Origin of the sequence: Calidifontimicrobium sp. SYSU G02091 (assembly GCF_022631395.1) — a bacterium.
In the GTDB taxonomy this organism is placed as follows: Bacteria; Pseudomonadota; Gammaproteobacteria; order Burkholderiales; family Burkholderiaceae_C; genus Calidifontimicrobium; species Calidifontimicrobium sediminis.
The window spans coordinates 1-26,030 of the sequence record NZ_JALBGB010000019.1 but is presented as its reverse complement, the minus strand read 5'-3'; the positions used below and the strand labels follow the sequence as shown (position 1 = coordinate 26,030).

Here is a 26,030-nt window from a genome sequence, read left to right as displayed (position 1 = left end):
GTAGACATGGGCGAAGCCGCTAGCATGCGGCGTGCCGGCCCGGCCGGCATCGGGAGTTGTCATGGCTTGCGCGGGCCGCGGCATCGTGTCCAAGGCCCCGCGCGCCCGTACGATCACGGGCTGAGGCGCCGTGGGGGGCCGGGAGCATGCGATGACGACGCGCTGGCAGTTCTGGATCGACCGTGGGGGCACCTTCACCGACGTCGTCGGCCGTGCGCCCGACGGCTCGCTGCGCACGCTCAAGCTGCTGTCGGACAACCCCGGCCAGTACGACGACGCCGCCGTCGAGGGCATCCGCCGGCTGCTCGGGCTGCAAGACGGCGAGCCGATCACGCCGGCGCGCGTCGAGTGCGTGAAGATGGGCACCACGGTGGCCACCAACGCGCTGCTCGAGCGCAAGGGCGAGCGCACGCTGCTGGTGACGACGCGCGGCTTCGGTGACGCGCTGCGCATCGCGCAGCAGAACCGCCCGCGCCTGTTCGACCGCCACATCGTGCTGCCCGAGCTGCTGTACGAGCGCGTCGTCGAGGCCGACGAGCGCGTCGGCGCCGACGGCACCGTCGTCGTGCCGCTCGACGAGGCGGCGCTCGCACGCGCGCTGCGCGAAGCGTTCGACGCGGGCCTGCGTGCCTGCGCGATCGTGTTCATGCACGGCTGGCGCTTCACCGCGCACGAGGCGGCCGCGGCGCGGCTGGCGCGCGACGCCGGCTTCACGCAGGTGTCGGTGTCGCACGAGGCGAGTCCGCTGATGAAGCTCATCGCGCGCGGCGACACGACCGTCGTCGACGCCTACCTCAGCCCGATCCTGCGCCGCTACGTCGACCGCGTCGCGGCGCAGATGCCGGGGGTGCCGCTGTACTTCATGCAGTCCAGCGGCGGGCTCACCGAGGCGCACCGCTTCCACGGCAAGGACGCGATCCTGTCGGGACCGGCGGGCGGCATCGTCGGCATGGTGCGCACTGCGCTCGCGGCCGGGCACGACAAGGTCATCGGCTTCGACATGGGCGGCACGTCGACCGACGTCAGCCACTACGCCGGCGAGTTCGAGCGCGCGTTCGAGACGCAGGTCGCCGGCGTGCGCATGCGCGCGCCGATGATGAGCATCCACACCGTCGCCGCCGGCGGCGGCTCGATCGTGCGCTTCGATGGTGCGCGGCTGCGCGTGGGCCCCGAGTCGGCCGGCGCCAACCCCGGGCCGGCGAGCTACCGCCGCGGCGGGCCGCTGGCCGTCACCGACGCCAACGTGATGCTCGGACGCATCCAGCCGGCGCACTTCCCGGCCGTGTTCGGGCCGCACGGCGACCAGACGCTCGACCGCGCGGTGGTCGCCGAGCGCTTCGCGGCCGTCGCGCGCGAGATGAGCGCGGCCGCCGGCCGTGCCGTGAGCGCCGAGGAAGCGGCGGCCGGCGCGCTGCGCATCGCGGTGCAGAACATGGCCGGCGCGATCAAGCGCATCTCGGTCGCGCGTGGCCACGACGTCACGCGCTACACGCTGCAGTGCTTCGGTGGCGCCGGCGGCCAGCACGCGTGCCTGGTCGCCGACGCGCTCGGGATGTCGCGCGTGTTCGTGCACCCGCTGGCCGGCGTGCTGTCGGCCTACGGCATGGGGCTGGCCGACCAGACCGCGATGCGCGAGGCGTCGGTCGAGCAGCCGCTCGACGAGGCGGGGCTGCAGGCCGCCGCGCGCCGCGCCGCCGAGCTGGCCGACGCAGCGCGCAGCGAGCTCGTCGCGCAGGGCGTCACGGCCGAGGTGGTGCAGGTGCACCAGCGCGTGCACGTGCGCTACGCCGGCACCGACACCGCGCTCGTCGTGCCGCTGCCGGTGGGCGCCGAGCCCGGAGCATCGACCGGGAAGGCGCTGGACGCGATCGGCCGCGACTTCGACGCTGCGTACCGCCAGCGCTTCGCGTTCCTGATGCCCGAGCGCGCGCGCGTGATCGAGGCCGTCTCGGTCGAGGCGGTCGCGCCCGGCGAGCGCCACGACGTACGTGGCGCGGCCGTCGTCGGCGAGCACCGGCCGCCGCCGCTCGAGCACGTGCGGCTGTACGACTTCGCCGCCGACGACGCCCCGGGCTGGCGCGACGCCGGCCTGTACCAGCGCGAGGGTCTCGTGCCCGGCGCCGTGATCGACGGCCCCGCGGTGATCGCCGAGCGCAACGCGACGACCGTCGTCGAGACCGGCTGGCAGGCGCGGCTGGCCGCCGGCGGCGCGCTCGAACTCGTGCGTGTGCAGCCGCGGGCCACCCGCCACGCGGTGGGCACCGCGGCCGACCCGGTGATGCTCGAGGTGTTCAACAACCTGTTCATGAACATCGCCGAGCAGATGGGGCTGGTGCTGCAGAACACGGCGCACTCGGTCAACATCAAGGAGCGGCTCGACTTCTCGTGCGCGCTGTTCGACGCCGACGGCAACCTCATCGCCAACGCGCCGCACATGCCGGTGCACCTCGGCTCGATGAGCGAGTCGATCAAGACCGTGATCGCGCGCAACCCCGACATGCGCGCCGGCGACGTCTACGTGCTCAACGACCCGTACCACGGCGGCACGCACCTGCCCGACGTCACCGTCGTCACGCCGGTGTACCTGCACGACGGGGAGCCCACGCCGGCGTTCTACGTGGCCAGCCGCGGCCATCACGCCGACATCGGCGGCGCGACACCGGGCTCGATGCCGCCGTTTTCGACGTCGATCGCCGAGGAGGGCGTGCTGTTCGACAACTTCCTGCTCGTGCGCGACGGCCGGCTGCGCGAGACCGAGCTGCGCGCGCAGCTGGCCTCCGGAGCCTACCCGGCGCGCAACCCCGAGCAGACGATCGCCGACCTGCGCGCGCAGATCGCCGCCAACGCCAAGGGTGTGCACGAGCTGCGCGCGATGGTCGGGCAGTTCGGCCGCGAGACGGTGGCGGCCTACATGCGGCATGTGCAGGACAACGCCGAGGAGTCGGTGCGCCGCGTGATCACGGCGCTGGCCGCGAAGCCCCCAGGCTCGCCCGAAGGCTCGCCACCCCCCGGGGGGGCTGGCCCGGCTTGGGACGGCCCGGCGCCGGGCCGCGAGGGCACCTTCGAGCTGCCGCTCGACAACGGTGCCGTGATCCGCGTGCGGGTCACGGTCGACGCCGCGCGCCGCGAGGCGACGATCGACTTCACCGGCACCAGCGCGCAGCTGCCGGACAACTTCAACGCGCCCAAGGCGGTCACGATGGCCGCCGTGCTGTACGTGTTCCGCACGCTGGTCGACGACGACATCCCGCTCAACGCCGGGTGCCTGAAGCCGCTGCACGTGATCGTGCCCGAGGGCTGCATGCTCAACCCGAGGCCGCCGGCGGCGGTGGTGGCCGGCAACGTCGAGACCTCGCAGTGCGTGACCAACGCGCTGTACGGCGCGCTCGGCGTGATGGCCGCCGGCCCGTGCACGATGAGCAACTTCACGTTCGGCAACGCGCGCCACCAGTACTACGAGACGATCGCCGGCGGCAGCGGCGCGGGGGTCATCCGGGACGACACGGGCCGCGTCGTCGGCGGCTTCGATGGCACCGCGGTCGTGCAGACGCACATGACGAACTCGCGCCTGACGGACCCCGAGGTGCTCGAGTTCCGCTATCCGGTGCGGCTCGACAGCTTCACGATCCGCCGCGGCTCGGGTGGGGCGGGGCGCTGGAAGGGCGGCGACGGCGGCGTGCGCCGCATCCGCTTCCTCGAGCCGATGACGGCGGCCATCCTCAGCAACGGCCGCGTCGTGCCGTCGTTCGGGCTGGCCGGCGGGCAGCCGGGCGCGGTGGGCGTCAACCGCGTCGAGCGCGCCGACGGCCGCGTCGAGATGCTCGGCGCGTGCGCGTCGGTCGAGATGAACCCCGGCGACGTGTTCGTCATCGAGACGCCGGGTGGCGGCGGCTGGGGCCCGCCCGCCTGACGTTCGCCGCGCGGGCGGGTCGTCGGGCGGGGTGAGCGCGGGCGGCGTGCGTCTCAGGCGCGCGTGTGCGCGACGCGGAACACGCTGACCGCGGCGACGAGCTGCTCGGCCTGCTGGCGCAGGCTCTCGGCCGCGGCGGCCGACTGCTCGACGAGCGCGGCGTTCTGCTGCGTCGCCTGGTCGAGCTGGTGGACGGCGTCGCCGATCTGGCCGATGCCCGAGGTCTGCTCGGCCGACGCGGCGCTGATCTCGGCGATCAGGTCGCTGACGCGCTTGACCTGCTGCACGATGTCTTGCATCGTCGCCCCGGCGTCGCCGACCAGCTTGGCGCCGGTATCGACCTTCTCGACGCTGGCGCCGATCAGGCTCTTGATCTCCTTGGCCGCCTGCGCGCTGCGCTGCGCGAGGCTGCGCACCTCACCGGCGACGACCGCGAAGCCGCGCCCTTGTTCGCCGGCGCGCGCCGCCTCGACGGCGGCATTGAGCGCGAGGATGTTGGTCTGGAACGCGATGCCGTCGATCGTGCCGATGATGTCGGCGATGCGCCGGCTGCTGGCGCTGATCTCGTCCATCGTCGCGACGACCTGGCCGACGACGTCGCCACCGCGCGTGGCCACGTCGCGCGCCGCGGTGGCCAGCTGCGACGCGGCGCGGGCGGTGTCGGCGTTGGTCTTGACGGTGGCGGTGAGCTGCTCCATCGACGACGCCGTCTGCTGCAGGCTGCTGGCCTGCGTCTCGGTGCGCGCGCTCAGGTCGGCGTTGCCCGAGGCGATCTCGCCGGCGGCGACCTTGACCGAGTCCGACGCCTGCTGCACCGCGTGGATCGCCTGCGCCAGGCGCTGGCGCACCGACTCGACGTCGTGCACGAGGCGGCCGACCTCGTCACGGCCGTGCGCCTGCAGCGGCTGCGTCAGGTCGCCGTCGGCCAGCCGCGCGACCGCCGCCGACGCCGCGTGCATGCGCCTGAGCAGACCGCGCGCGAGCAGCACGCTCAGGCCGATGCCGGCACCGAGTGCGACCAGCGCCGCGACGGCGATCGTCGTCTGCGCCGTCGCCGCCGAGGCGCGCGCGCTGGCGACGTCGGCGTCGATCGCGGCCATGCGCGTGGCCGTCACTTCGCTGATCTGCTTGAGCAGGCGGTCGTACTCGCCCTGCGCGGTGGTCAGGAACGTGGCCGCCATCGCGGCGCCGGTGGACTTCATGTCCAGCGTGTCTTTGATCGCCTGGTCGTACTTCGCGAAGCCGGCGGCCAGCGCCTTGACGACTTCGCGCTCGTCGTCCGAGGTCACCGCCGCGGCACGGTCGGCGAGCGCCTTCGACAGCCGCGCCGAGGTCTCGGCGAGCGCCTGGTCGATGGCGTCGATCTCCTTGGCGTTGAATCCCATCGACGAGTAGCCGATCGAGCGGTTGATCAGGCCGTTGAGGTCGCGAATGCCCGATTCGAGCGCGGCGACGAAGGTGTAGCTCGGCAGCCGCTGCGCGTGGATCGAGTCGAGGGCGGCGCGCTGCTGCGCGAAGCCCCACATCTCGCCGGCGGCGCTGAGCACCAGCAGCACGAGGCACACGGCAGGGGCGAGGAGCAGCTTGTTGCGCAGCGACAGGTTGTCGAGGAGTTGCATGGCGGGTTTCGAAGTGGGACGGACGGATCGACTGCGGCGGCGCGCAGCCGCCCGGTGCTCAGGACAGTGGCCGACGGGTGCTTGTGAGAGGAAGCAGGCCGATGCGGGCCATGACGCCGCAGGCTGGAAGCAGCGTCATCGGGTCGGTGCCAGCGCCCGATACCGATATCGACGTCGGCGCGCCGATCTTGAGCCGGCACCGTCGCCGCCGATGCACCAAACAGCGCGCCGATCGTCCCGTTCCATTCCGCACGGGCCAGGCCGCCGGTCGCTGCGAGGCACAATCCCGCCGGTTCCCCCACCACGCCGCAGGGGCGGCGCTTCGGCATGTCAGGCTCCACGTTCGGCGAGCTGTTTCGCGTCACCAACTTCGGCGAGAGCCACGGCCCGGCGATCGGCTGCGTGATCGACGGCTGCCCGCCGGGGATGGCACTCGCCGAGGCCGACATCCAGCCCGACCTCGACCGCCGCCGCCCCGGCACCAGCCGCCACGTGACGCAGCGCCAGGAGGCCGACCGTGTCGAGATCCTGTCGGGCGTCTACGAAGGCCGCACCACCGGCACGCCGATCTGCCTGCTGATCCGCAACACCGACCCGCGCAGCAAGGACTACGGCAACCTGCTCGACACGTTCCGCCCCGGCCACGCCGACTACACCTACTGGCGCAAGTACGGCCTGCGCGACCCGCGCGGTGGCGGGCGCAGCTCGGCGCGGCTGACGGCGCCGATGGTCGCCGCCGGTGCGGTGGCCAAGAAGTGGCTGCGCGAGGCCTACGGCACGACGTTCACCGGCTGGATGAGCGCGCTCGGCGAGATCGAGATCCCGTTCGACAGCGCCGAGCACATCGCCCACAACCCGTTTTTCGCGCCCAACGCGGCCATCGTGCCCCGGCTCGAGGCGTACATGGACGCGCTGCGCAAGGCCGGCGACTCGTGCGGCGCACGCATCGAGGTGCGCGCCGCGAACGTGCCGGTGGGTCTCGGCGAGCCGCTGTTCGACAAGCTCGACGCCGACATCGCCCACGCGATGATGGGCATCAACGCCGTCAAGGGCGTCGAGATCGGCGACGGCTTCGGCGTCGTCGCGCAGCGCGGCAGCGAGCACGGCGACGAGCTGAGCCCCGAAGGCTTTCGCAGCAACCACGCCGGCGGCGTGCTCGGCGGCATCAGCACAGGGCAGGACCTCGTCGTGCGCATCGCGATCAAGCCCACCAGCTCGATCCGCCTGCCCAAGGCGTCGATCGACCGCGACGGCCACCCGACCACGGTCGAGACGACCGGCCGCCACGACCCCTGCGTCGGCATCCGCGCCACGCCGATCGCCGAGGCGATGCTCGCACTGGTCGTGATGGACCACGCGCTGCGCCACCGCGCGCAGTGCGCCGACGTGCGGCTGCCGCTGCCGCCGATCGCAGGCCGCGCCCCCGCCTGAACCGGCTCCCGGCCGCCGAAGCGCCGGGATGGGCCGGCGCTGCCCGTCTTTTCGCACCTTTCCTCCCCTCAAGCCGGCGCGATCCTGTGCCGAAGTTGCGCCGAAGCCGCACGCGCGCTGGCGACGGCGCGCGCGGCCCTGCGACAACAACAAGTGCCGCGAGGCACGCTGGAAAGGTGGTAGTGACAATGGCAGCCGTACTTCGCCCCGGCACCGCGACGCCGGTGGCTTCTCCTTCCGACACCGACGCAGGCAGCGGCCCCGACGCCGCCGGCTTCTTCGCGCACCACGGGGTATGGGCCCCCGGCGTCAAGCTATTTCGCCAGCTGGGGTTTCGCGCCAAGGCGCTGATCGTCACCGCCGTGCTGGTGCTGCCGCTGCTGCTGGTCCTCGGACTGCAGATGCGTGCCGGCTTCCGCGCCGACTTCCAGGCCCACGCCGACGCCGTGCGCGAGCACGTGCAGATCGCGCACGGCGTGCTCGTCTGGGCGCACGGCCAGGAGCAGGCCGGCCGCATGAGCCGCGAGCAGGCGCAGGCGCTGGCGCGCGAGGCGATCGCGCAGCTGCGCTACGGCGACGGCGACTACTTCTGGATCAACGACATGACCCCACGCATGGTCATGCACCCGGTCAAGCCCGAGCTCGACGGCCGCGACCTCGCCGACTTCAAGGACCCCAACGGCCTGGCGCTGTTCAAGGCCTTCGTCGAGACGGTGCGACGCGACCAGGCCGGTTTCGTCGCCTACCAGTGGCCGAAGCCGGGCAGTCAGCAGCCGGTGGACAAGGTCTCGTACGTGATGGGATTCGAGCCCTGGGGCTGGATCGTCGGCTCCGGCGTCTACGTCGACGACGTCGTCTCGGATTTCGCGGCCCGTGCGTGGGCGGTAGGCGCCGTGATCGTCGTCGCGCTGCTGCTCGGCGGCTACCTCTTCTACAGCTTCTACCTGGTGATGGAAGGGGGCCTGAAGGAAACCAAGCGCCACCTGCGCGCGATGACCGAAGGCGACCTGACGACGCGCCCCGACCCGTGGGGCCGCGACGAAGCCGCGCAGCTGATGGTCGCGCTGCGCGAGATGCAGGACGCGCTGCGCACCATCGTCACCGACGTGCGCACCGGCAGCGACCAGATCCTGCACTCGAGCAGCGAGATCGCCAGCGGCGCGATGGACCTGTCGGCGCGCACCGAGAAGACGGCGGCCAACCTCGAGGAGACGGTCGCGTCGATGGAAGAGATCTCGGGCACCGTCAAGAGCACGGCCGACAATGCCAACGCCGCGGTGGCGATCGCGCGCGACAACGCCGCCGCCGCCGCCGAGGGCGGCCGCACGATGGCGCAGGTCGTGCAGACGATGGACGGCATCGGCGAGTCGTCCAAGCGCATCGGCGAGATCATCGGCGTGATCGACGGCATCGCGTTCCAGACCAACATCCTCGCGCTCAACGCCGCCGTCGAGGCCGCGCGCGCCGGCGACGCCGGCCGCGGCTTCGCGGTCGTGGCCAGCGAGGTGCGCGCGCTCGCACAGCGCTCGGGCGCGGCGGCGCGCGAGATCAAGGCGCTGATCACGACCAGCGTCGAGCAGGTGCAGGCCGGCACCGCGGTGGTCGGCCAGGCGCGCGAGGCGATCGAGCGCGTCGTCGAGAGCGCGCAGCGCGTCGGCGGGCTGATCGACGAGATCGCCACCGCCGCGCGCGAGCAGGCGCTCGGCGTCGAGCAGGTCGGCGCTGCCGCCAACGAGCTCGACCAGACGACGCAGGCCAACGCCGCCCTCGTCGAGCAGACGGCCGCCGCCGCGCAGGCGCTGCGCGAGCAGGCGGTGCAGCTGGCGCAGCGCGTCGCGCGCTTCCGCCTGCCCGCGGGCGCCGCGCCGGCGCCCGCAGCGGCGCCGGCCGACGTCGCCGACTTCGACTTCGACAAGGCCATCGAGGCGCACCGCGCGTGGAAGGTCAAGCTGCGCAGCGCGATCGCGAACCGCGAGCGGCTCGACGCCGACACGATCTGCCGCGACGACCGCTGCCCGCTCGGCCAGTGGCTGCACGGCCCCGGCGGCGCGCGCTGGGGCACGCGCCCGGCGTTCACGTCACTGCTCGACGAGCACGCCGAGTTCCATCGCGCGGCCGGCGAAGTCGCCGCGACGATCAACCGCGGCGCCTACGACGCTGCCGAGCGGCTGCTGGGCAGCGGCTCGCGCTTCGCCGAGGCGTCGAACCGCACCGTGACGGCGATCCTGCGCGCCAAGCGCGGCCTCTGACGCCCCGCCCGCGCCCGCCACGCGCCGTGGACGCCGACCTGTTCACCGACGACGCGCCGGCGCGCTCGCGCTGGCACGAGCGGCTGGCGGCGTGGCACCCGCAGCAGTGGCTGGGCACGCTGAAGCTGCGGCTGGCTGCCGGCGTGCTCGTCGCACTGCTGGCGGGCATGGCGTGGTCGGCGTGGCAGATGCAGCGGCTCGCGGCCGACGAGCTGCTCGCGCAGGCGCAGGCGCGCGAGCAGCGCGAGGCGCAGCGCACCGCCGCCGTGATCGGGCGGCGGCTGGCCGAGCTGCAGCGCACGCTCGCGCTGGTGGCCGCGCAGATGCCACCGGCGCTGGTCGCCGACCCGGCGCGGCTCGAGGCTTTCCTCGTCGGCCAGCCGGTGCTGCTGTCGGCGTTCCACTACGTCAACGTCGCCGGTCGCGATGGCCGGCTGCTGATCTCGGTCGACGACAACGGTGTGAGCCGGCCGCAGGTGTCGATCGCCGACCGCCCGCACTTCCGCCGCGCGCTGGCCGAGCGCCGGGCGCAGGTCTCGGACCCGCTGCCCGGGCGCGTGGCCGGTGAGCCGGTGGTCGTGTTCGCGCAGCCGCTGCTCGCCGATGGCGAGGTGCATGCGGTGCTGCTGGGCGTGCTGCGGCTGGCCAGCCGCGACCTGCTCGCCGACCTCGCCGAGGTGCGCAGCGACGACGACGGCACCATCGTCGTCATCACCGACGACCACGGCACGATCCTCGCGCACCCGCAGCGCGCGATGGTGCTGCGCTCGCTGGCCGACGAGCCGCGGCTGGCGTCGGCGTACCTGCAGTGGGAGGCCGAGGCGCGGCCGCTGCAGCGCGACGCCGGCCACTGGCAGCAGGCCGGCGAAGTCGTCGCGATGGGCGGCGAGGGCGTGGCCGGCTGGCACGTCTGGCGCGCCGCGCCGCGCGCGCAGCAGCTCGCGCCGCTGGCCGACGCGGCGGCGACGGCGCTGCGCCGCTCCGCCGGCATCGCCGCGGCCCTGGCCGCGCTGCTGGTGGGCTTCCTCGCGTGGCAGCTGCGCCCGCTGCGGCAGCTCGAGCGGCGTGCGCAGCGGCTGCTGCACGCAGATGGCCACGCCGGCGCCGACGACGACTGGCCGGTGGCCGACGGCGAGATCGGGCGGCTGGCGCGCACGCTGCGCCACGTGTGGGCCGAGCGCTCGCAGATGGAGGCGTTCAACACCGAGGTGCTCGCCAAGCTGCGCTCGGTGATGGCGGCCGCACCGGTGGGGCTGTGCTTCACGCGCCACGGCCGCTTCGAGCTCGTCAGTGCGCAGCTGTGCCACCTGCTCGGGCGCAGCGAGCGCGACCTCGTCGGCCAGCCGACGCAGCTGATCTTCGCGTCGAACGAGGACTACCTCGCGCTCGGGCCGCAGGTGGCGGCCGCGTTCGCGCGCGGCGAGCCCTACGTCGGCGAGTGGCAGATGCTGCGCGCCGACGGGCAGGTGTTCTGGGCCCGCCTGCGCGGACGGCCGGTCGACGCGGCCGACCCGGGCGCCGGCACGATCTGGAGCCTCAACGACATCAGCGACCAGGTGCAGGCGCGCGAGCAGCTCGAGCGCGCGGCGCTGCACGACGCGCTGACCGGCGTGGCCAACCGCAAGGGCTTCGAGGCCGCGATGGCCCGCGTGTTCGCGGCCCCGGCCACGCAGCGTCCGGCGTCGGTCGTGATGATCGACCTCGACCACTTCAAGCCGATCAACGACACCGCCGGCCACGCCGCCGGCGACGCCATGCTCGTCGCCGTCGCGCAGGCCATCGGCGGCGCGGTGCGCACGAGCGACGTCGTCGCACGGCTCGGCGGCGACGAGTTCGCGGTGCTGCTGCCGCGCTGCACGCAGGCGCAGGCTGTCGTCGTCGCCGAGAAGGTGCGCAAGGCGATCCGTGACATCGCGCTGCCGTGGCAGGGGCGCACGCTCGGCGTCGGCGCGAGCCTCGGCGTCGCCGAGCTGAGCGATGTCCACGCCGATCCGGCGCAGTGGCTCGCCGACGCCGACGACGCCTGCTACGTGGCCAAGCGCAGCGGACGTGGCGCGGTGCGCGAACGCAGCGCCGCGCTGCGCCTGGTGCACAACGAGGGTTGAGCCGCGTCTGCCCCGCGCGCCCGCACCGACGGACCGATCCGATGCTCCCGCCCGCCCGCGATGCCGTCACGCTGGACCGCCGCCGCTGGCTGCGCGCCTGCGCGGCGCTGGCGGTGGTTGCACCGCTGGCGGGCTGCGCGCGCGACGGCGCGCCGCCGCTGCGGGTGGCCGGCGTCGACTGGGCACCGTACCTGTTCGCGGAGGTCGAGCGCGTCGCCGGGCGGCTCGATGCCGGGGCCGTGCGTCTGGTCGAGATGCCGTCGTCGACCGACTGCCTGACCGCGCTGCACGCCGGCACCGTCGAGGCCGCCGGCCTGACGCTCGACGAGATGCTGGACGCGCGCAGCCGCGGCCTCGACCTGGTCGCCGTGGCCGTGTGCGACGAGTCGCAGGGTGCCGACATGCTGCTCGGCGGCCCCCGGGTCGCGTCGCTCGCGGCGCTGCGCGGCCGGCGCATCGGGCTCGAGCGCGGGGCGGTGGGCGCCTTGCTGCTCCAGGGCGCGCTGCAGGCCGCGGGTCTGCGCCCCGACGAGATCACGCCGGTCGACATGCCGATGCAGCACCACCGCGCCGCGCTGGCCGGCGGCGAGGTCGACGCCGTCGTGACCTACGGTGCGGCGGCACGCGCGCTGCTGGCGCAGGGCGCGCGCGTGCTGTTCGACAGCGCGCGCATGCCCGGTGCGATCGTCGACGTGCTGGCCGTGCGCGCCGACGCGCGCGAGCCGCACGCGTCGGGCCTGCGCGCGTGGCTGGCCGCGCACTTCGCGGCGCAGCATGCGTGGCAGCGTGATGCCGCTGCGGTGCGCCCGGCGCTGGCCGCGCGCCTGGGCATCGCCGACGCCGAGGTCGACGCGCTGTTCACCGGGCTGACCCTGGTGCCGCTGGCGGCGCAGCGCGAGTGGCTGCGGGTGCGCCTCGCGCGCGCCGCCGCCGATCTGCAGGCCGTCATGCTCGACGGCCGGCTGCTCGAGCGGCCGGCGCCGCTGAACGCGCTCGGCGACGACGCCTACCTGCCGCCGGACGCAGGGGCGAGCGCATGACGGCGCGCCCGTCGTCGCTGCGCTGGCACGTGCCGCTCGTGCTGGCCGTGCTGTGGGTGCTCGCGATCGCACTGAGCATGGGCAACGCGCTGTCGGCCCGCCACGCCGAGCTGACACGGCAGCTCGAGCGCGAGGCGCGCGCGCAGGTCGTTCACCTCGTGCGCATGGCCACGGGCGCCAGCGTCGCCGACCCGCGCTTCGTGCAAGACTTCGCGCACACGACCACCGCCCACGAGCTGCGGGCGCTGGCCGTCGTCGCGCCAGACGGCCACGTGCTGCACGGCCAGTACCGCGCCTGGGTGGGGATGCCCGCGGCCGCAACGCTCGACGGCTGGGATGCCGGGCTCGCCGAGCGCGCGCTGCGCGGCGACGATGCGCAGCTCGCGTGGCGCGACGGCGGTCGCCTCGTGCTCGCGCAGCGCGTCGAGCTCGCGGGCGGCGACGACTCGCTGCGCGGGCGCGCGCCGGCGCTGGTGTGGCTCACGCTCGATGCGCGACCGCAGCGCGAGGCGCTGACGGCGCAGGTGCTGCGCGCGCGCGTGCCCGACGTGGCCGCGACCGCGCTGCTGCTCGCCCTGCTGGGCGTGTGGCTGCACCGCCGCGTCGTGCAGCCGCTGGGTGCGCTGACGCAGGCCGCCGACGCGGTGCGCGCCGGCGTCGCGGTGGCACGCGTCGTGCCGTCGGGTGCGGCCGAGGTGCGGCGCCTCGGCGAGGCCTTCGATGCGATGCTGCGCGCACTCGCCGACTCGAACACCGAGCGCGAGGCGAGCGAGCAGCGCCTGCGCCTGGCGCTGGAGGCCAGCGGCGACGGCGGCTGGGTGTGGGACCTGGTCAGCGACCGCGTCGAGTACAGCGACGGCTTCGCCAGGCTGCTGCGCCATCCGGGGCCGGGCTTTCGCGACGCGTTCGTGTTCCGCGAGCGGCTGCACCCCGAAGACCGCGAGGCCGCGCTCGCGGCGGTGCGCCGCTCGATCGCCGACGGCGTGCCGTTCGCCGCGAGCTACCGGCTGCGCTGCTTCGACGGCGAGTACCGCTGGTTCCTCGGCCGCGGCGGCGTGCAGCGCGACGCGCAGCAGCGGGTGGTGCGCTTCTCGGGCGTGCTGTCGGACCTGCACGCGCGCCTGCAGGCCGAGGAGCGGCTGCGCCTGGCGCAGGCCGTGTTCGAGCACACGCGCGAGGGCGTGCTGATCACCGACGCGCAGCAGCGCATCGTCGCCGTCAACCCGGCCCTGGCGCGCACGCTCGGCCACGCGCCCGACGAACTCGTCGGCCGCACGCCGCACCTGCTCGTTGCGGACGGGCACGATGCGTCCTTGTTCGAGACGATCTGGCGCGACGTCGCGCGCGTAGGCCACTGGCAGGGCGAGATCGTCGCCCGCACGCGCGACGGGCGGCGGCTGCCGCAACTGGTGTCGATCAGCGCGGTGCGCGACGCCGGTGCGAAGGTGACGCACTACGTCGGCGTGTGCAGCGACATCTCGCAGCTCAAGCAGACCGAGGAGCGGCTCGACTTCCTCGCGCACCACGACGTGCTGACCCAGCTGCCCAACCGGCTGCTGCTGAACATCCGCCTCGACCAGGCGCTGGCCGCCGCCGAGCGGCACGGCACGCAAGTCGCGCTGCTGCTGCTCGACCTCGACCACTTCAAGGACGTCAACGACAGCTGGGGCCACGCCGCCGGCGACCGCCTGCTGCAGCACGTCGCGACCTGCCTGCGCCAGCGGCTGCGCCGCAGCGACACGCTCGCGCGGCTGGGCGGCGACGAGTTCGCGCTCGTGATGAACGACGTCGCCGAGCCCGACGCCGCGGCGCGGCTGGCCGCGAGCCTGCAGGCCGCGCTCGCGCAGCCGTGGCGCGGCGTCGACGGCGAGGAGATCGCGGTGGCATGCAGCATCGGCATCGCGATGTCTCCGGCGCACGGCACCGACGCGTCGACGCTGATGGCGCACGCCGACGCCGCGCTGTACCGCGCCAAGGGCGACGGCCGCGGCGTCGTGCGCTTCTACAGCGACGAGCTGACCGCCGCGGTGCGCGACAAGCTGCGCACCGAGGCGCGCCTGAAGCGCGCGCTGGCCGAAGAGCGCCTCGAGCTGCACTGGCAGCCGCAGATCGACGTCGCCAGCGGCCGTGTCGTCGGCGCCGAGGCGCTGCTGCGCTGGCGCGACCCCGACGAGGGCCTGATCCTGCCGGGGCGCTTCATCGGCGTGGCCGAGGCGAGCGGGCTGATCGACGAGATCGGCGCTTGGGTGCTGCGTGCCGCGTGCCGGCAGGCGCGCCGCTGGGCCGACGCCGGCTGGCCGCCGATCACGCTGGCCGTCAACGTCAGCGCGCGCCAGCTGCGCTGCGGCGACTTCGCCGCGCGCGTGGTCGCCGAGCTCGAGGCCAGCGGTGTGCCCGCGGCGTGCCTCGAGCTCGAGATCACCGAGAGCGTGCTGATGGCCGGCGACGCGACGGCGCAGGCGCTCGCGCGGCTCGATGCGGCCGGCGTGCGGCTGGCGATCGACGACTTCGGCACCGGCTACTCGTCGCTCGCGCAGCTCAAGCGCTTCCCGGTGCACCGGCTGAAGATCGACCGCTCGTTCGTCACCGGGCTGCCCGACGACGGCGACGACGTCGAGATCGCGTCGAGCGTGATCGCGATGGGCCACGCGCTCGGATTGCAGGTGCTCGCCGAGGGCGTCGAGACCGAGGCGCAGCTCGCGTTCCTGCGCGAGCGCGGCTGCGACAGCTTCCAGGGCTTCCTCGTCGCACCGGCACTGGCTGCGCCCGACTTCGAGGCGTTCTGGCGCGCGCGGCTCGCGCCACACCGGCTCGCCGACGTCGCCCTCGCGTGAGTCGGCGAGGCGGCCGTCGCGTCGCCTTCCTCGTGTGGCACAGCGCCCGGCGCAGCGGCGCACGTGGCGGGCGGCATCGGCCGCCGGTCCCGCAGCGCGGGCCGCATCCCCAGCGTGGCGAGACGGGGGCCCAAGTCCGGCGGGTGTCGCGAGGAGGGCCACCAGCGGGTCGGCGGATCGTGTGTCGCGGCCGATGCGGTCGTGGCAGGCGGGCGCGACGTCGCCCACGGCGCTGCGCGCGGTCGTGACGTGAGCGCGCCGGGACGTCGCCCGCCCCGCGCCCGGCAGGGCCGCATCGGGCTCGCGCAGGGCGCCAGCCGCGCGGCCGGCGCGCCCGGACGCCGGTGCAGGTTCAGGCCGTGGCCAGCCGGGGTGCGGTGCGCGTGGCTGCGGGCGGTGGGGCCGCCGGGGCCGGTGCCGCGGCGTCAGCCGCCTGCTGGCGGTACACGCCGCAGCCGACGAGCACGTCGCGCTCGAGCGGGCGCACGAACGAGGCCTTGGGCTGCACCTGGCCGGTGGCCGGGTTGACGATGTCGTACTCGACCCAGCCGCCGCCGGCGTCGGCGGCGGCCCAGGCGTCGCGCACGAAGCGGTCGCCGTCGATGCCGGGCACCTCGTGCACGCGCCGGCCTTCCATCGCCGGCTTGGCACCGTGCAGCACGTAGCGGCCCTGGCGGTCGAGCAGGAACACGTACAGGTCGCGGTCGACGAAGCCCTCGTCGGCGCTGTGCAGCACCGGCGCCGCCGCGGCGCGGCCGCGCGCGTGGATCAGCGCGAGCGCGCGCTCGACCAGCGCCCGTGCCTCGTCGGCGCTGCCCTGGCGCAGCCGGATCGACGACACCGCCTGCGCCAGCTTGGCCGCGCGCTCGACGAGCTCCTGCGACGACGAGGTCGACTCCTCGACCAGCGCGGCGTTGCGGCGCGTGATCTCGTCGAGGTTGCCGACGCTGCGCGCCATCTCCTCGAGGCCGCGGCTCTGTTCGGCGCTGGCCTGCGCGATGTGGCGCAGCCGCGCCGAGACGTCGCGCACGCCGTCGACCATCTGCTGCAGCGAGCCGCTCATGCCCTGCACGCGCTCGACGGTGGCGCCGACTTGCTCGCCCGACTGCGCGATCAGCGTGCGGATCTCGGCGGCTGCGTTGGCGCTGCGCTGCGCGAGCGCGCGCACCTCGCTGGCCACGACCGCGAAGCCGCGGCCGGCGTCGCCGGCGCGCGCGGCCTCGACGGCGGCGTTGAGCGCGAGGATGTTCGTCTGGAACGCGATGCCGTCGATGACACCGATGATCTCGCCGACGCGCTTGGAGCCGGCCTCGAGCGCGCCGAGCGAGTCGACGGTGTCGCGCATCGCGGCGCCGCCGGCCTCGGCGCGCTGGTGCAGGTCGCCGGTGATCTGGTCGAGCTGCTGCGCCTGCTCGGCGTTGCTCGCCACCGCGGCGCTGAGCTCCTCGACGGTGGTCACGAACTGGCGCAGGCTGGCCGCCTGCTCCTCGGTGCGCTGCGCGAGCGCCGCGCTGTCGTGCGCGAGCTGCTCGCCGGTGCCCGACACGCGCACCGCGCTGCTGCGGATCTCGGCCACCATCGCCGACAGGCGGTCGGCCATGCGCTCGACGACGGCGCCGATGTCGGCCAGCTCGTCGCGTCCGCGGATCGCGAAGCGGTGTGCGAGGTTGCCGTCGGCCACCGCCTGCACGCCGCGCGTGAGCGCCTTCAGCGCGCCGGTGAAGCTGAGGTAGAAGCACAGCCCGAAGTAACCGAGCAGCGCCAACCCGGCCAGCGTGGCCGCCGTCTGCAACGCGGCGCGCCACTGCAGCGCGTCGCTGCGCTGCGCGAACGCGTCGTCGAGCGCCTGCAGCACCTGGCCCTTGACGGCCACGGCCTGCGCGATCGCCGCCGTACCCTGGTCGAAGAACGGCGCCGGTTCGTCGGTCAGCGCCGCGTCGCCTTCGAACACGGCCTGCACGCGCTGCGCGTAGGCGCGCGCCGCGGCCGCGGCGTCGGCGAACGCTGCCGGCGGCGCGACGCCGGCGCGCTGCAGTGCGGCGATGCGGGCCTCGAGCTCGCCGAGCTGGCGCTGCATCGCCTCGGCGCGCGCGAGCATCTGCGCGCGCTCGTGCGCGCTGGCGTCGCCGCGCGCGAGCAGCGCCGCGCCCTGGCCGCGCAGCATGCCGAGCGCCTCGGTCCACGGCAGCAGCTGATCGACGGCGATCGACATCAGGTAGTACGACGCGGGCTCGGGGTCGAACAGCAGCCCCGAGCGTTCGGCGACGAGCTGCAGCAGCTGGCGCAGCGCCTCGACCTGCTCGCTGTGCTGCGCGAACGCGCGCGTGCGCTGCGCGTCGTGCCGGCCCTCGGCCAGCGCCGCGATCGCGTCGCGCGTCGGGGGCCACGCGTCGTCGATGCGAAACGCCGTCAGCGCGCGCACGCGCTCGTCGACGGCGCCCAGCGCTATGCGCAGCGCCTGCCGCGTCGCGTCGCGCGCGACGGTGGCCGCGGTGTCGCCCGACAGCACGCGGTTCGTGAGTCCGCGATGCGCCTGCAGCGGCGTCGCGACGTCGAGCAGCGCGCCGACCAGCCGCGCGCCCTCGGTCTCCTGGCGCGTGTAGGCGAGCTCGCCGTGCACCGCCGACAGCGCCAGTGCCAGCAGCACGAGCAGCGGGGCGAACAGCATCATCCCGGTCAGCGTGATCTTGGCGGGCAGGCGCAGTCGTCGCATCAGCGCCATGCCGGGCGCCAGGACGAGGGACAGGGGCGAGGGCATCGGGGTCTCCTTCCTGTGTGGGGATGGCGTCGGCACGAGCGCCGGCAAGGCCGGCACGGGCGGCACGTTGCGTTATCGGAGCAGCCGCCCGCGACTTGAGGCGGGGGCGCGCGGCGCAGCCGCGCCTCAGCCGCGTGACTGCGCTTCGCGCGCGCGCAGCTCGGTCTTCAGCACCTTGCCGTAGTGGTTCTTCGGCAGCGCGTCGACGACGCGGTACACCTTGGGCCGCTTGTAGCGCGCGATGTGCTCGAGGCAGTGCGCGTCGAGCCGTGCCGCGAGGTCGTCGGGCGGCACGCCGCGCGGCACGACGTACGCCACCAGCGACTCGCCCCATTCGGGGTCGGGGCGGCCGACGACGGCGACCTCGGCCACGGCCGGGTGCAGCAGCAGCGCCTCCTCGACCTCGCGCGGGTAGACGTTGTGACCACCACTGATCACGAGGTCCTTGCTGCGGTCGAGCAGCGTCAGGAAGCCCTCGTCGTCGAGGCGGCCGATGTCGCCGGTGTAGAGCCACCCGTCGCGGATCGCCGCCGCGGTGGCGTCGGGGTCGCGCCAGTAGCCGGCCATCACGACGTCGCCGCGCACGCACACCTCGCCCGGCGTGCCGGTGGGCAGCTCGCGGCCGTCGGCGTCGCGGATCGACAGCTCGACGTTGGGCTGTGCGACGCCGACCGACGCGGCTCGCTCGGCCCAGCGCGGGTGCGCGCGGTCCTCGAGGACGTGCCTGGGCAGCACGGTGATCGTCATCGGACTCTCGCCCTGGCCATAGATCTGCGCCAGATGGGGCCCCAGCACCTCGCGCGCGGCGACGAGATCGGCGAGGTACATCGGCGCGCCGCCGTAGACGACGGTGGCCAGTCCCGAGGTGTCGGCACCGTGCTCGCGCGCGTGCGCCGCGAGCCGGTTGACGAGCGTCGGCGCGGCGAAGAACGACGCGCGGCGCCAGTGTGTGGCCAGCGCGAACACCTCGGCGGCGTCGAAGCCGCCGCTGGCCGGCACGACGTTGACGCCGCCCGCGATCACATAGGGCAGGTGGTACATGCCGCTGCCGTGACTCAGCGGCGCCGGGTGCAGGCAGGCGTCGCCCGGCTGCAGCGGCTGCACGGTGGCGAGGTACGCCATCGCGCACTCGCGCAGGTTGCGCGGCGTCAGCGTCACGCCCTTCGGCCGGCCGGTGGTGCCCGAGGTGTAGAACAGCCACGCGGCGTCGCCTGCCGCGCGCTCGACGGGTACCGGCAGCGCGGGGCCGTGGCGCCACGGCGCCGGCTCGGCGGCGACGTCGTGCATCGCGCAGCCGTCGGGCACGAAGCCGGCGAGCGCCTGCGCATGCCCGGCGTCGACGAAGACCCGCCTCGCGCCGCTGTGCTGCAGGATCCAGCCTGCTTCGCGGCCGTGCAGGCGCTCGTTGATCGGCACGACGACGCCGCCCGCCCACCACGTGCCCCACAGCGCGAGCAGGTACTCGGGCGCATTGCGCAGGTACAGCCCGACACGGTCGCCTGGCGCGAGACCGGCGGCGCGCAGCCAGCCCGCGGTGCGCGCTGCGGCGTCGGCGAAGTCGCGATAGCTGTGCGTGGCCGCCAGCCCGCAGCCCAGCGCCGGGCGCGCGGCGTGCAGCCGGGCGCTGCGCTCGAGCCACAGGGCGGGGTTCATCGCAAGTCGGCGGACAGGGGCGGGTCGGACGCGCCGTATCGTAGCCGGCGTTGCGGCACGCGGCCGCGGCGGACGGCCGTCAGTGCCGCGGCGGCGAGGCGACCGGCGCGACGGCCACCGCCGGCGGCGCGTCGACGCGCGGCGCGCGTCGCGAGCGCAGGCTCCAGTCCCACAGCCGCTCGGACGGCAGCGGCAGCACGAGGAACCAGTGCTCGAGCACGGCGAGCGACAGCAGCGTCGCGGCGAAGACCAGCCCGGCAGCCGTGGCATCGGCGATGCCGTCGGCGAACGCGGCCTGCCACAGCAGCGCGGCGACGACCGTCGAGGCGAGCACCGACAGCGGGAACAGCGAGTTGCCCGGCGCGCGGCGGAAGTAGGTCTGCAGGTACGCCAGGTGCGGCGGCAGGAAGCCCTCGTTGAGGTTGCGCACGCCGAGGAAGATGTTGAGCTTGGCGCTCTGGCGCATGACCCACAGGATCACGTAGGTCCACAGGCCGACCAGGTTCTCGCCACCCCACGTGGCGGCCAGCACCGCCGCGAACAGCACGACCAGCGCCAGTTCGTGGTGCAGCACGGCCTGCACCGCGTAGCGCAGGCGCGGCCAGCCCTGTGCGCCGAGCGGCAGCGGCTCGCGCCGCGAACCGGTGACAACGCCGAGCAGGAACGCGATCTCCTGCCAGGCCCACACGACGACGCCGCAGGTGAACGCGAGGTAGGCGCCGGTGATGCGGGTGTCGTCGCGCGTCGCGTACAGGCCGAGCAGTGCGAGCAGCAGCAGCGCGGTCGCGACGGCCAGCGTGACCTTGAACGTGCGTCGCGGCAGCCCGTCGAGGTAGAGGATGACGCCGGTGCTGAACCACCACACGAACAGCGTGAACAGCACCGGGCCGAGGTACAGCGTCATCGGCGCGCTCCGGGGGACGGTGGGCTCACCACGCCGGCTGCAGGCGCACCTGCTGCGGCAGCGCGTGCGACTTCACCGGCAGCAGGTACAGCCGCGCGAAGGTCAGCACCGCGCCCGCGCTCCACCACGCGCGCTGCAGCTGGCCGACGACGCCGCCGCGCGCCTTCGCGTCGGTGGCCTTCGACATGCAGGCGAACAGCCGCTGCATGCCGGCGCGGAACGCCGGGTGGTCGATGTCGAGCGAGATCGGGAACACCTGCTTGCTGATCTCGGTCGTGATGCGAAACACCGTGTAGTCGTACTCGGTCGACGCGAGCCCCATCGCCTCGTGCAGTTGCGGGCGCATGTGGTCGCGCACGTACATCGTCGCGAACACGGCGAGCAGGAAGAAGCGGATCCACAGCAGGTTGCCGCCGCGCAGCAGGTGCGGGTGGGCGCGCATGATCAGCGCGAAGCTCTCGCCGTGGCGGAATTCGTCGTTGCACCAGCGCTCGAACCAGCGAAAGATCGGGTGGAAGCGCCGCTCGGGGTGGCGCTCGAGCTGGCGGTAGATCGTGATGTAGCGCGCGTAGCCGATCTTCTCGGACAGGTACGTCGCGTAGAAGATGTACTTCGGCTTGAAGAAGGTGTACTTCTTGGTGCGCTTGATGTCGCCGAGGTCCACGCCCATGCCGTAGTCCTTCAGCGACTGGTTGATGAAGCCGGCGTGGCGCGACTCGTCGCGCGCCATGTACTCCATCAGCTGCCTGACGTCGGGGTTCGTGACGTGCTTCTTGATCTCGTTGTAGAGCACGCAGCCGCTGAACTCGGAGGTGATCGAGCTGATCAGGAAGTCCTTGAACTCGCGGTCGAGCTCGGGCGGCAGCTCGCGGATCTCGTCGCGGAACGCCGCGTCGCGCTGGAAGTGGTCGTGGTTGTTGTCGCCTTCGTACTCGGCCATCATCGCGTCCCACTCGGCGCGCACGGGGCCGACGTCGAGGCGGTCGAAGGCGGCGAAGTCGGTCGTGTAGAAGTGCGGCGCGATGATCGAGTCGGCGCGCGCGCGCGCGGTGGCCTCGGCCGAGACACCCTTGGGCACGGGGGCGGTGGTGGTGGTCATGGCGGTCTCCGTCGTCGTGGGCGTCAGGGCCTGTCGCGCGTCATCAGCTGCGCGAAGGCGGCGGCGTTGGTGGGGCCGAACGAGCCGAGGTCGACGCTGCGCCCGGTGCCCGGGTCCTCGAGCGTCATGCGCCCGTCGGCGTGGGCGGTCAGCCGAAACGGCAGGTCGGCGCCGACATCCTGGCGTTTGCGCTCGCGTGCGAGCCCGCGCATCGTGCCGCGCAGGAAGCCCTGGGTGCCCGGCTCGATGTGGCGCACGAGGCGGCCGTCGCGCGCGTCGTAGACGTCGATGCCGCCGTCGTCGCGGTCGGCGAAGCGCAGCTCGCGCTGCTCGACGGCGGCGGCGGGGGGCATCGTCGCCGCGCCGATGCCGGTGACCCGCACGAACGCGACGATGAGCACGACGCCGACGATCATCGCGCCGGTCGCGCGCAGGATCGCGGTGGGGAACGGCGGGTGGGCGTGGCTCGGCGAACCCATGGGGGCCTCCTTCGCGTCAGGCGGTGACGATCTTGCCAGCGGCCGGTACCGGCCGCCCGGCCACCGGCATCTCGGCCAGCGCCGGCCGCGGCTGGCCGGCCGAGGCCGCCAGCGCGTCGGCCACCAGCCGGGCGACGCGATCGACGTCGGCCAGCGCGCGCAGCATCGGCTGCGGCTGGCGCACGAACCACGGCCGCGCGTGCGGCCACAGGTGCAGATAGGCGATGCGGTCGGGGCCCGACAGCGCGAGCATGATGTCGCCGCTGCCGTCGCGGTGGCGGCGCAGCGCGGCGCTGGCGATACGCGCCAGCGGCAGGTTGAACGCGATGCCGAGCACGACGCCCACGCGCATCACGATGCGGCGGTTGGTCAGCGTGTAGACGGTGGTGCGCGCCATCAGCCAGCCGATGAGCAGCAGCAGGCCGATCGCGACCGCGGCCAGCGGCAGCGTCCACGCCGCCGCCGCGAGCGCCGCACCGGCGCCGCCGCCGGCGGCGAGCCCGTCGGCGACGCGCCAGGCGAGCAGCAGCGCGAAGTAGACGGCGACCTTGCGCACGTGCAAGGCGTCGATGGCCAGCCGCTGCCAGCGTGGCGCGCCCTGCCAGACGATGTGCTCGCCGGCGGGCAGGGCTTCGGGCAGGCCGCGCACCGGTTCGAAGTCGTGTTCCATGCCGCTCATCGGGGTCTCCAGGCGGCGCGGGCCGCCGCGGGCGTCACAGCAGCGGCTCCTGGCGCTGCGGCGTCGCGTACAGCGTGCCGGCGCCGTAATAGGCCATGATCTTTTCTTCCTCGAGCAGCGTCACGAGGTCGGGGTGCTTGGTCGTCGGCACGCCGGCGAACTGGTGGGCGAGCAGCGAGCGCACCCGCACCTTGACGGTGCGGTCCTTCATGCGGCCGAACAGGAAGTCGCTCAGGCTGCCGGGCGCGTTGATGCGCGTGAAGTTCATCGGCAGCAGCACGCGCTTGCCGCCGGGCAGCTCGACCTCGAGGTAGCGGAACACGGCTTCCGAGCGGTCGACCCACAGGTCGACGACGGTGCCCGCGACCTTGCCGTCGTAGGCGACGACGGGCGCGCCGCGCGGGTCGGGGTCGCCGTGCGCGACGTCGTGGTCCGGGTCGTTGCGCAGCGGCACGATCTTCGGCTGCCCGTCGAGCGTCAGGTCGGGCACGTCGGCGCGCATCGCGTACGCGCCGGGGCCGACGCCGGCCTTCATCGGGTCGCCCACCGGCTCGATCGGCGCGCCGAGCCAGTGGGCCGCCGGGCGCGCCGAGTACGCGGGCTCGGGCTTGTGGTAGCTCGGGGCCTGGAACGTCGAGCCGTCGCGCAGCAGGAAGGTCTTGGGCGCCGGGATCGGCGGGAAACCCTGCACCTTCACGTGCTTCGAGCGCTCGTTCTCGAGCGGGTAGCCCTCGCGCTTGTTCTCGCGGTGCAGGTAGAAGATGAGCGCCGCGAAGAACGCCCAGAAGACGTAGAGCACGATCTGCGCGACGTCGATGTAGCCTGTCAGAGCGCCGGTTCCCATGGTGTTGGCCTCCTGTCGAAAGTGCGTGCCGCGGGTCAGCCGGGAAACTCGGCGAGCCCGAACCGCGCGGGGGACGTGGATGTGGACGGCACCTCGCGGCGCAGCCGCACCAGCGGGCCGATCGCCGCCAGCGTGGCGAACAGCAGCGCGATCTCGAGGTGGTAGACGAAGCTGTAGCCGACGGTCGGCGACTCGAGCGCCGGGCCGAGCGCGCCGCGGCTGGCCAGCGCCGAGACGCTGTCGCGCAGCGCGCCGCCGGCCGCGATCGCCAGCCCCGACGCCGTGGCCTGCACGGCGCCCCAGGCGCCGAGCGCGATGCCGTTGCGCGCGCCGCCTTGCGCGAGGTCCATCGCGGCGACCAGCGTGGTCACCGCGAACAGCCCGCCGCCGAAGCCGATGAAGGCCACGCCGACGCGAAACAGCGCCACCGAGCCGAGCGGGTCCGCGAAGATCACGGCCGCGAAGGCGGCGATGCCGGCCAGCGCGCCGCCGGCGGCGAGGCGGCACGGATCCGAGCCGTGCTTGAGCCAGCGCGCGGCGAGCGTGAACGCGGCGAGCGAGCCGCCGGCCAGCAGCGCCGTCAGCGACGTCGTGGCGCCGACGCCCAGGTGCAGCACCTGCCCGCCGTAGGGTTCGAGCAGGATGTCCTGCATGCTGAATGCGGCGGTGCCCAGGCCGAGCGCGACGAGCAGCCGGCTCGCGCGGCCGCCGGCGGTGAACTGCCGCCAGCTGGCGCGAAACGTCGGCCGGGCCCGCTCGGGGGCGGTCTCGCGCGGGCAGCGCGGCTCCTGCTTCCACAGCGCGACGAGGTTCAGCACCATCGTCGCGAGCGCGACGCCCTGGATGATCTGGATCAGCCTGACCTGGCGGAAGTCGGCCAGCAGCGCGCCGAAACCGAGGCTCGCGACGACCATGCCGGCGAGCAACATCACGTACATCAGCGCGACGACGCGCGGGCGCGTCGCCTCGGGCGCGAGGTCGGTGGCCAGCGCCAGCCCGGCGGTTTGCGTCGTGTGCAGCCCGGCGCCCACCAGCAGGAACGCCAGCGCCGCACCGAGCTGCCCGTACACGATCGGCCCGTGCGTGTCGCCCGACAGCACGAGCAGCGCGAACGGCATGATCGCGAAGCCGCCGAACATCAGCAGCGTGCCGAACCAGAGGTAGGGCACGCGCTTCCAGCCGAGCAGCGAGCGGTGGTGGTCGCTGCGGTGGCCGATCAGCGCGCGCAGCGGCGCGAACACCAGCGGCAGCGCGACCATCAGCGACACCAGCCACGCCGGCACGCCGAGCTCGACGATCATCACGCGGTTGAGCGTGCCGTTGAGCAGCACGAGCGCCATGCCGACCGAGACCTGGAACAGCGACAGCCGCAGCAGCCGCGCCAGCGGCAGCTCGGTGCTGGCCGCATCGGCGAAGGGCAGCAGGCGCGGGCTCACGCGCCGCCAGCCGCGCGCGAGCTGCGACGTCAGGGTCGGGCGCGCGGCGGGCGTGTTCATCGGCGCACGAGCTCCAGCGCCTGCGAGGTGTAGAAGCCGCAGGCCACGCGCAGCGTGCGCGCGGCCTGCCAGCCGGCCAGCAGCGGTTCGTCGCGCAGGCGCTGGTGCAGCTCGGCCTCGGCCACCGGCTCGATCGCGGGCGACCGGTTGCCGCGCGGGAACCACTGGCCCACCGCGTGCATCGCGGCCAGTGCCGGCGTGCGCGGCGCGAACGTGAACACGATCGACGCGCGCGTGCGCTGCGCCAGTGCCGCGAGCACGCGCACCGCGTCGGCGGTGCGGTAGTGGATCAGCGAGTCCATCGCGACGACGTGGTCGAACGCGCCGAGCGCGGGGTCGAGCATGTCGCCGCTGCGCAAGTCGATGCGCTCGCGCAGATCGGCCGGCAGCCGCTCGCGCGCGAGGTCGACCAGCGTCGGCGACAGGTCGATCGCGACGACGTGCGCGCCGCGGCGCGCGGCGTCCACCGCCAGCGCGCCGGTGCCGCAGCCGGCGTCGAGCAGGCGGCGGCCGCTGAGGTCTGCGGGCAGCCACGACAGCAGCGTCGCGCGCATGCGCTCGCGCCCGGCGCGCACGGTGGCGCGGATGCGGCCCACCGGTGCGTCGGACGTCAGCCGCGCCCACGCGTCGGCTGCGGTGCGGTCGAAGTAGTGCTCGATCTCGCTGCGGCGCTGCGTGTACGTTTGCGCGTTCAATTCATCGCCTCCGTGCCGATCGTCGCGACCTGCCGGCCGCAGGCGCAACGTTGTCAAGCGGCCGCCGCGGATCCGGCTTTGCCGGGCCGCTGGCGGCGCCCCCTCGAGGGGGAGCGCCGAAGGCGCTGCGGGGGTGGTCCATCGCTCAGAGGCTGAGAGGCAATTGATCGCCGCAGACGCCCGTCGAGTTGGCCTCAAAGCCAGAGGAACGAACGTCACGCGGCGCTGCTGCGCG

General features: G+C 74.1%; 16 protein-coding genes. 6 read left to right on the top strand and 10 right to left on the bottom strand.

All coding sequences use genetic code 11. The features are described 5' to 3' along the window. The first annotated feature begins 151 nt into the window (after positions 1–151). Positions 152–3,910, top strand: a complete 3,759-nt coding sequence (locus MOJ79_RS12305; RefSeq protein WP_241924427.1) for a hydantoinase B/oxoprolinase family protein — start codon at positions 152–154, stop codon at positions 3,908–3,910. A 53-nt stretch (positions 3,911–3,963) separates the two neighbouring features. On the opposite strand, the gene MOJ79_RS19040 is transcribed toward MOJ79_RS12305, so the two are convergent. Then, complete coding sequence (locus MOJ79_RS19040) at positions 3,964–5,529, bottom strand: methyl-accepting chemotaxis protein (protein ID WP_272885384.1); 1,566 nt, start codon at positions 5,527–5,529, stop codon at positions 3,964–3,966. A gap of 327 nt (positions 5,530–5,856) precedes the next feature. On the opposite strand from MOJ79_RS19040, the gene aroC reads away from it, so the two are divergent. From aroC to MOJ79_RS12270, 5 genes are all read left to right on the top strand, one after another. Then, positions 5,857–6,960 carry a chorismate synthase gene (gene aroC, locus MOJ79_RS12290; RefSeq protein ID WP_241924426.1) on the top strand — a complete coding sequence of 368 codons (1,104 nt, stop codon included), beginning with the start codon at positions 5,857–5,859 and terminating at the stop codon, positions 6,958–6,960. 224 nt (positions 6,961–7,184) lie between these two features. Further along, positions 7,185–9,209 (top strand): methyl-accepting chemotaxis protein, encoded by a 2,025-nt coding sequence (locus tag MOJ79_RS12285; protein ID WP_241924425.1) that lies wholly within the window; start codon positions 7,185–7,187, stop codon positions 9,207–9,209. Positions 9,210–9,235: 26 nt separating this feature from the next. Beyond that, the gene (locus MOJ79_RS12280; protein WP_241924424.1) at positions 9,236–11,314 is read left to right on the top strand and encodes a sensor domain-containing diguanylate cyclase; all 2,079 of its coding nucleotides are present in this window, start codon (positions 9,236–9,238) and stop codon (positions 11,312–11,314) included. A 41-nt stretch (positions 11,315–11,355) separates the two neighbouring features. Next, the gene (locus MOJ79_RS12275; protein ID WP_241924423.1) at positions 11,356–12,354 is read left to right on the top strand and encodes an ABC transporter substrate-binding protein; all 999 of its coding nucleotides are present in this window, start codon (positions 11,356–11,358) and stop codon (positions 12,352–12,354) included. Beyond that, a complete protein-coding gene (locus MOJ79_RS12270) occupies positions 12,351–15,188 on the top strand; it encodes an EAL domain-containing protein (RefSeq protein ID WP_241924422.1) in 2,838 nt (945 codons plus the stop codon). The genes MOJ79_RS12275 and MOJ79_RS12270 overlap by 4 nt, the downstream gene beginning before the upstream one ends. A gap of 352 nt (positions 15,189–15,540) precedes the next feature. Here MOJ79_RS12270 and MOJ79_RS12265 read toward each other — a convergent pair whose 3' ends face one another. From MOJ79_RS12265 to bchM, 9 genes are all read right to left on the bottom strand, one after another. Continuing rightward, positions 15,541–17,946: a methyl-accepting chemotaxis protein gene (locus MOJ79_RS12265; protein ID WP_241924421.1), complete on the bottom strand. Its 2,406-nt coding sequence runs from the start codon at positions 17,944–17,946 to the stop codon at positions 15,541–15,543. A 126-nt stretch (positions 17,947–18,072) separates the two neighbouring features. Beyond that, positions 18,073–19,599 (bottom strand): class I adenylate-forming enzyme family protein, encoded by a 1,527-nt coding sequence (locus MOJ79_RS12260; protein WP_241924420.1) that lies wholly within the window; start codon positions 19,597–19,599, stop codon positions 18,073–18,075. A gap of 79 nt (positions 19,600–19,678) precedes the next feature. Then, on the bottom strand, positions 19,679–20,503 hold the full coding sequence (puhE, locus tag MOJ79_RS12255) for a putative photosynthetic complex assembly protein PuhE (protein WP_241924419.1): 825 nt from the start codon (positions 20,501–20,503) through the stop codon (positions 19,679–19,681). Between the two features lie 25 nt (positions 20,504–20,528). Continuing rightward, positions 20,529–21,602 carry a magnesium-protoporphyrin IX monomethyl ester (oxidative) cyclase gene (gene acsF / locus MOJ79_RS12250; RefSeq protein WP_241924418.1) on the bottom strand — a complete coding sequence of 358 codons (1,074 nt, stop codon included), beginning with the start codon at positions 21,600–21,602 and terminating at the stop codon, positions 20,529–20,531. Between the two features lie 23 nt (positions 21,603–21,625). After that, positions 21,626–22,081, bottom strand: a complete 456-nt coding sequence (puhC, locus tag MOJ79_RS12245) for a photosynthetic complex assembly protein PuhC (protein ID WP_241924417.1) — start codon at positions 22,079–22,081, stop codon at positions 21,626–21,628. A 16-nt stretch (positions 22,082–22,097) separates the two neighbouring features. After that, a complete protein-coding gene (puhB, locus tag MOJ79_RS12240; protein ID WP_241924416.1) occupies positions 22,098–22,760 on the bottom strand; it encodes a photosynthetic complex putative assembly protein PuhB in 663 nt (220 codons plus the stop codon). A gap of 34 nt (positions 22,761–22,794) precedes the next feature. Further along, positions 22,795–23,604, bottom strand: coding sequence for a photosynthetic reaction center subunit H (gene puhA / locus MOJ79_RS12235; RefSeq protein WP_241924415.1), 810 nt, complete (start codon positions 23,602–23,604; stop codon positions 22,795–22,797). A gap of 35 nt (positions 23,605–23,639) precedes the next feature. Further along, positions 23,640–25,100 carry a BCD family MFS transporter gene (locus MOJ79_RS12230; protein WP_241924414.1) on the bottom strand — a complete coding sequence of 487 codons (1,461 nt, stop codon included), beginning with the start codon at positions 25,098–25,100 and terminating at the stop codon, positions 23,640–23,642. Next, the gene (gene bchM / locus MOJ79_RS12225; protein WP_241924413.1) at positions 25,097–25,795 is read right to left on the bottom strand and encodes a magnesium protoporphyrin IX methyltransferase; all 699 of its coding nucleotides are present in this window, start codon (positions 25,793–25,795) and stop codon (positions 25,097–25,099) included. Before bchM ends, MOJ79_RS12230 begins: the two co-directional genes overlap by 4 nt. Positions 25,796–26,030: the final 235 nt, after the last annotated feature.

Coding starts and splice junctions, on each gene's coding strand:
- MOJ79_RS12305 (WP_241924427.1), top strand. CDS start 152: ATGACGACGCGCTGGCAGTTCTGGATCGACCGTGGGGGCACCTTCACC.
- MOJ79_RS19040 (WP_272885384.1), bottom strand. CDS start 5,529: ATGCAACTCCTCGACAACCTGTCGCTGCGCAACAAGCTGCTCCTCGCC.
- aroC (WP_241924426.1), top strand. CDS start 5,857: ATGTCAGGCTCCACGTTCGGCGAGCTGTTTCGCGTCACCAACTTCGGC.
- MOJ79_RS12275 (WP_241924423.1), top strand. CDS start 11,356: ATGCTCCCGCCCGCCCGCGATGCCGTCACGCTGGACCGCCGCCGCTGG.
- MOJ79_RS12270 (WP_241924422.1), top strand. CDS start 12,351: ATGACGGCGCGCCCGTCGTCGCTGCGCTGGCACGTGCCGCTCGTGCTG.
- MOJ79_RS12265 (WP_241924421.1), bottom strand. CDS start 17,946: ATGCCCTCGCCCCTGTCCCTCGTCCTGGCGCCCGGCATGGCGCTGATG.
- MOJ79_RS12260 (WP_241924420.1), bottom strand. CDS start 19,599: ATGAACCCCGCCCTGTGGCTCGAGCGCAGCGCCCGGCTGCACGCCGCG.
- puhE (WP_241924419.1), bottom strand. CDS start 20,503: ATGACGCTGTACCTCGGCCCGGTGCTGTTCACGCTGTTCGTGTGGTGG.
- acsF (WP_241924418.1), bottom strand. CDS start 21,602: ATGACCACCACCACCGCCCCCGTGCCCAAGGGTGTCTCGGCCGAGGCC.
- puhC (WP_241924417.1), bottom strand. CDS start 22,081: ATGGGTTCGCCGAGCCACGCCCACCCGCCGTTCCCCACCGCGATCCTG.
- puhB (WP_241924416.1), bottom strand. CDS start 22,760: ATGAGCGGCATGGAACACGACTTCGAACCGGTGCGCGGCCTGCCCGAA.
- puhA (WP_241924415.1), bottom strand. CDS start 23,604: ATGGGAACCGGCGCTCTGACAGGCTACATCGACGTCGCGCAGATCGTG.
- MOJ79_RS12230 (WP_241924414.1), bottom strand. CDS start 25,100: ATGAACACGCCCGCCGCGCGCCCGACCCTGACGTCGCAGCTCGCGCGC.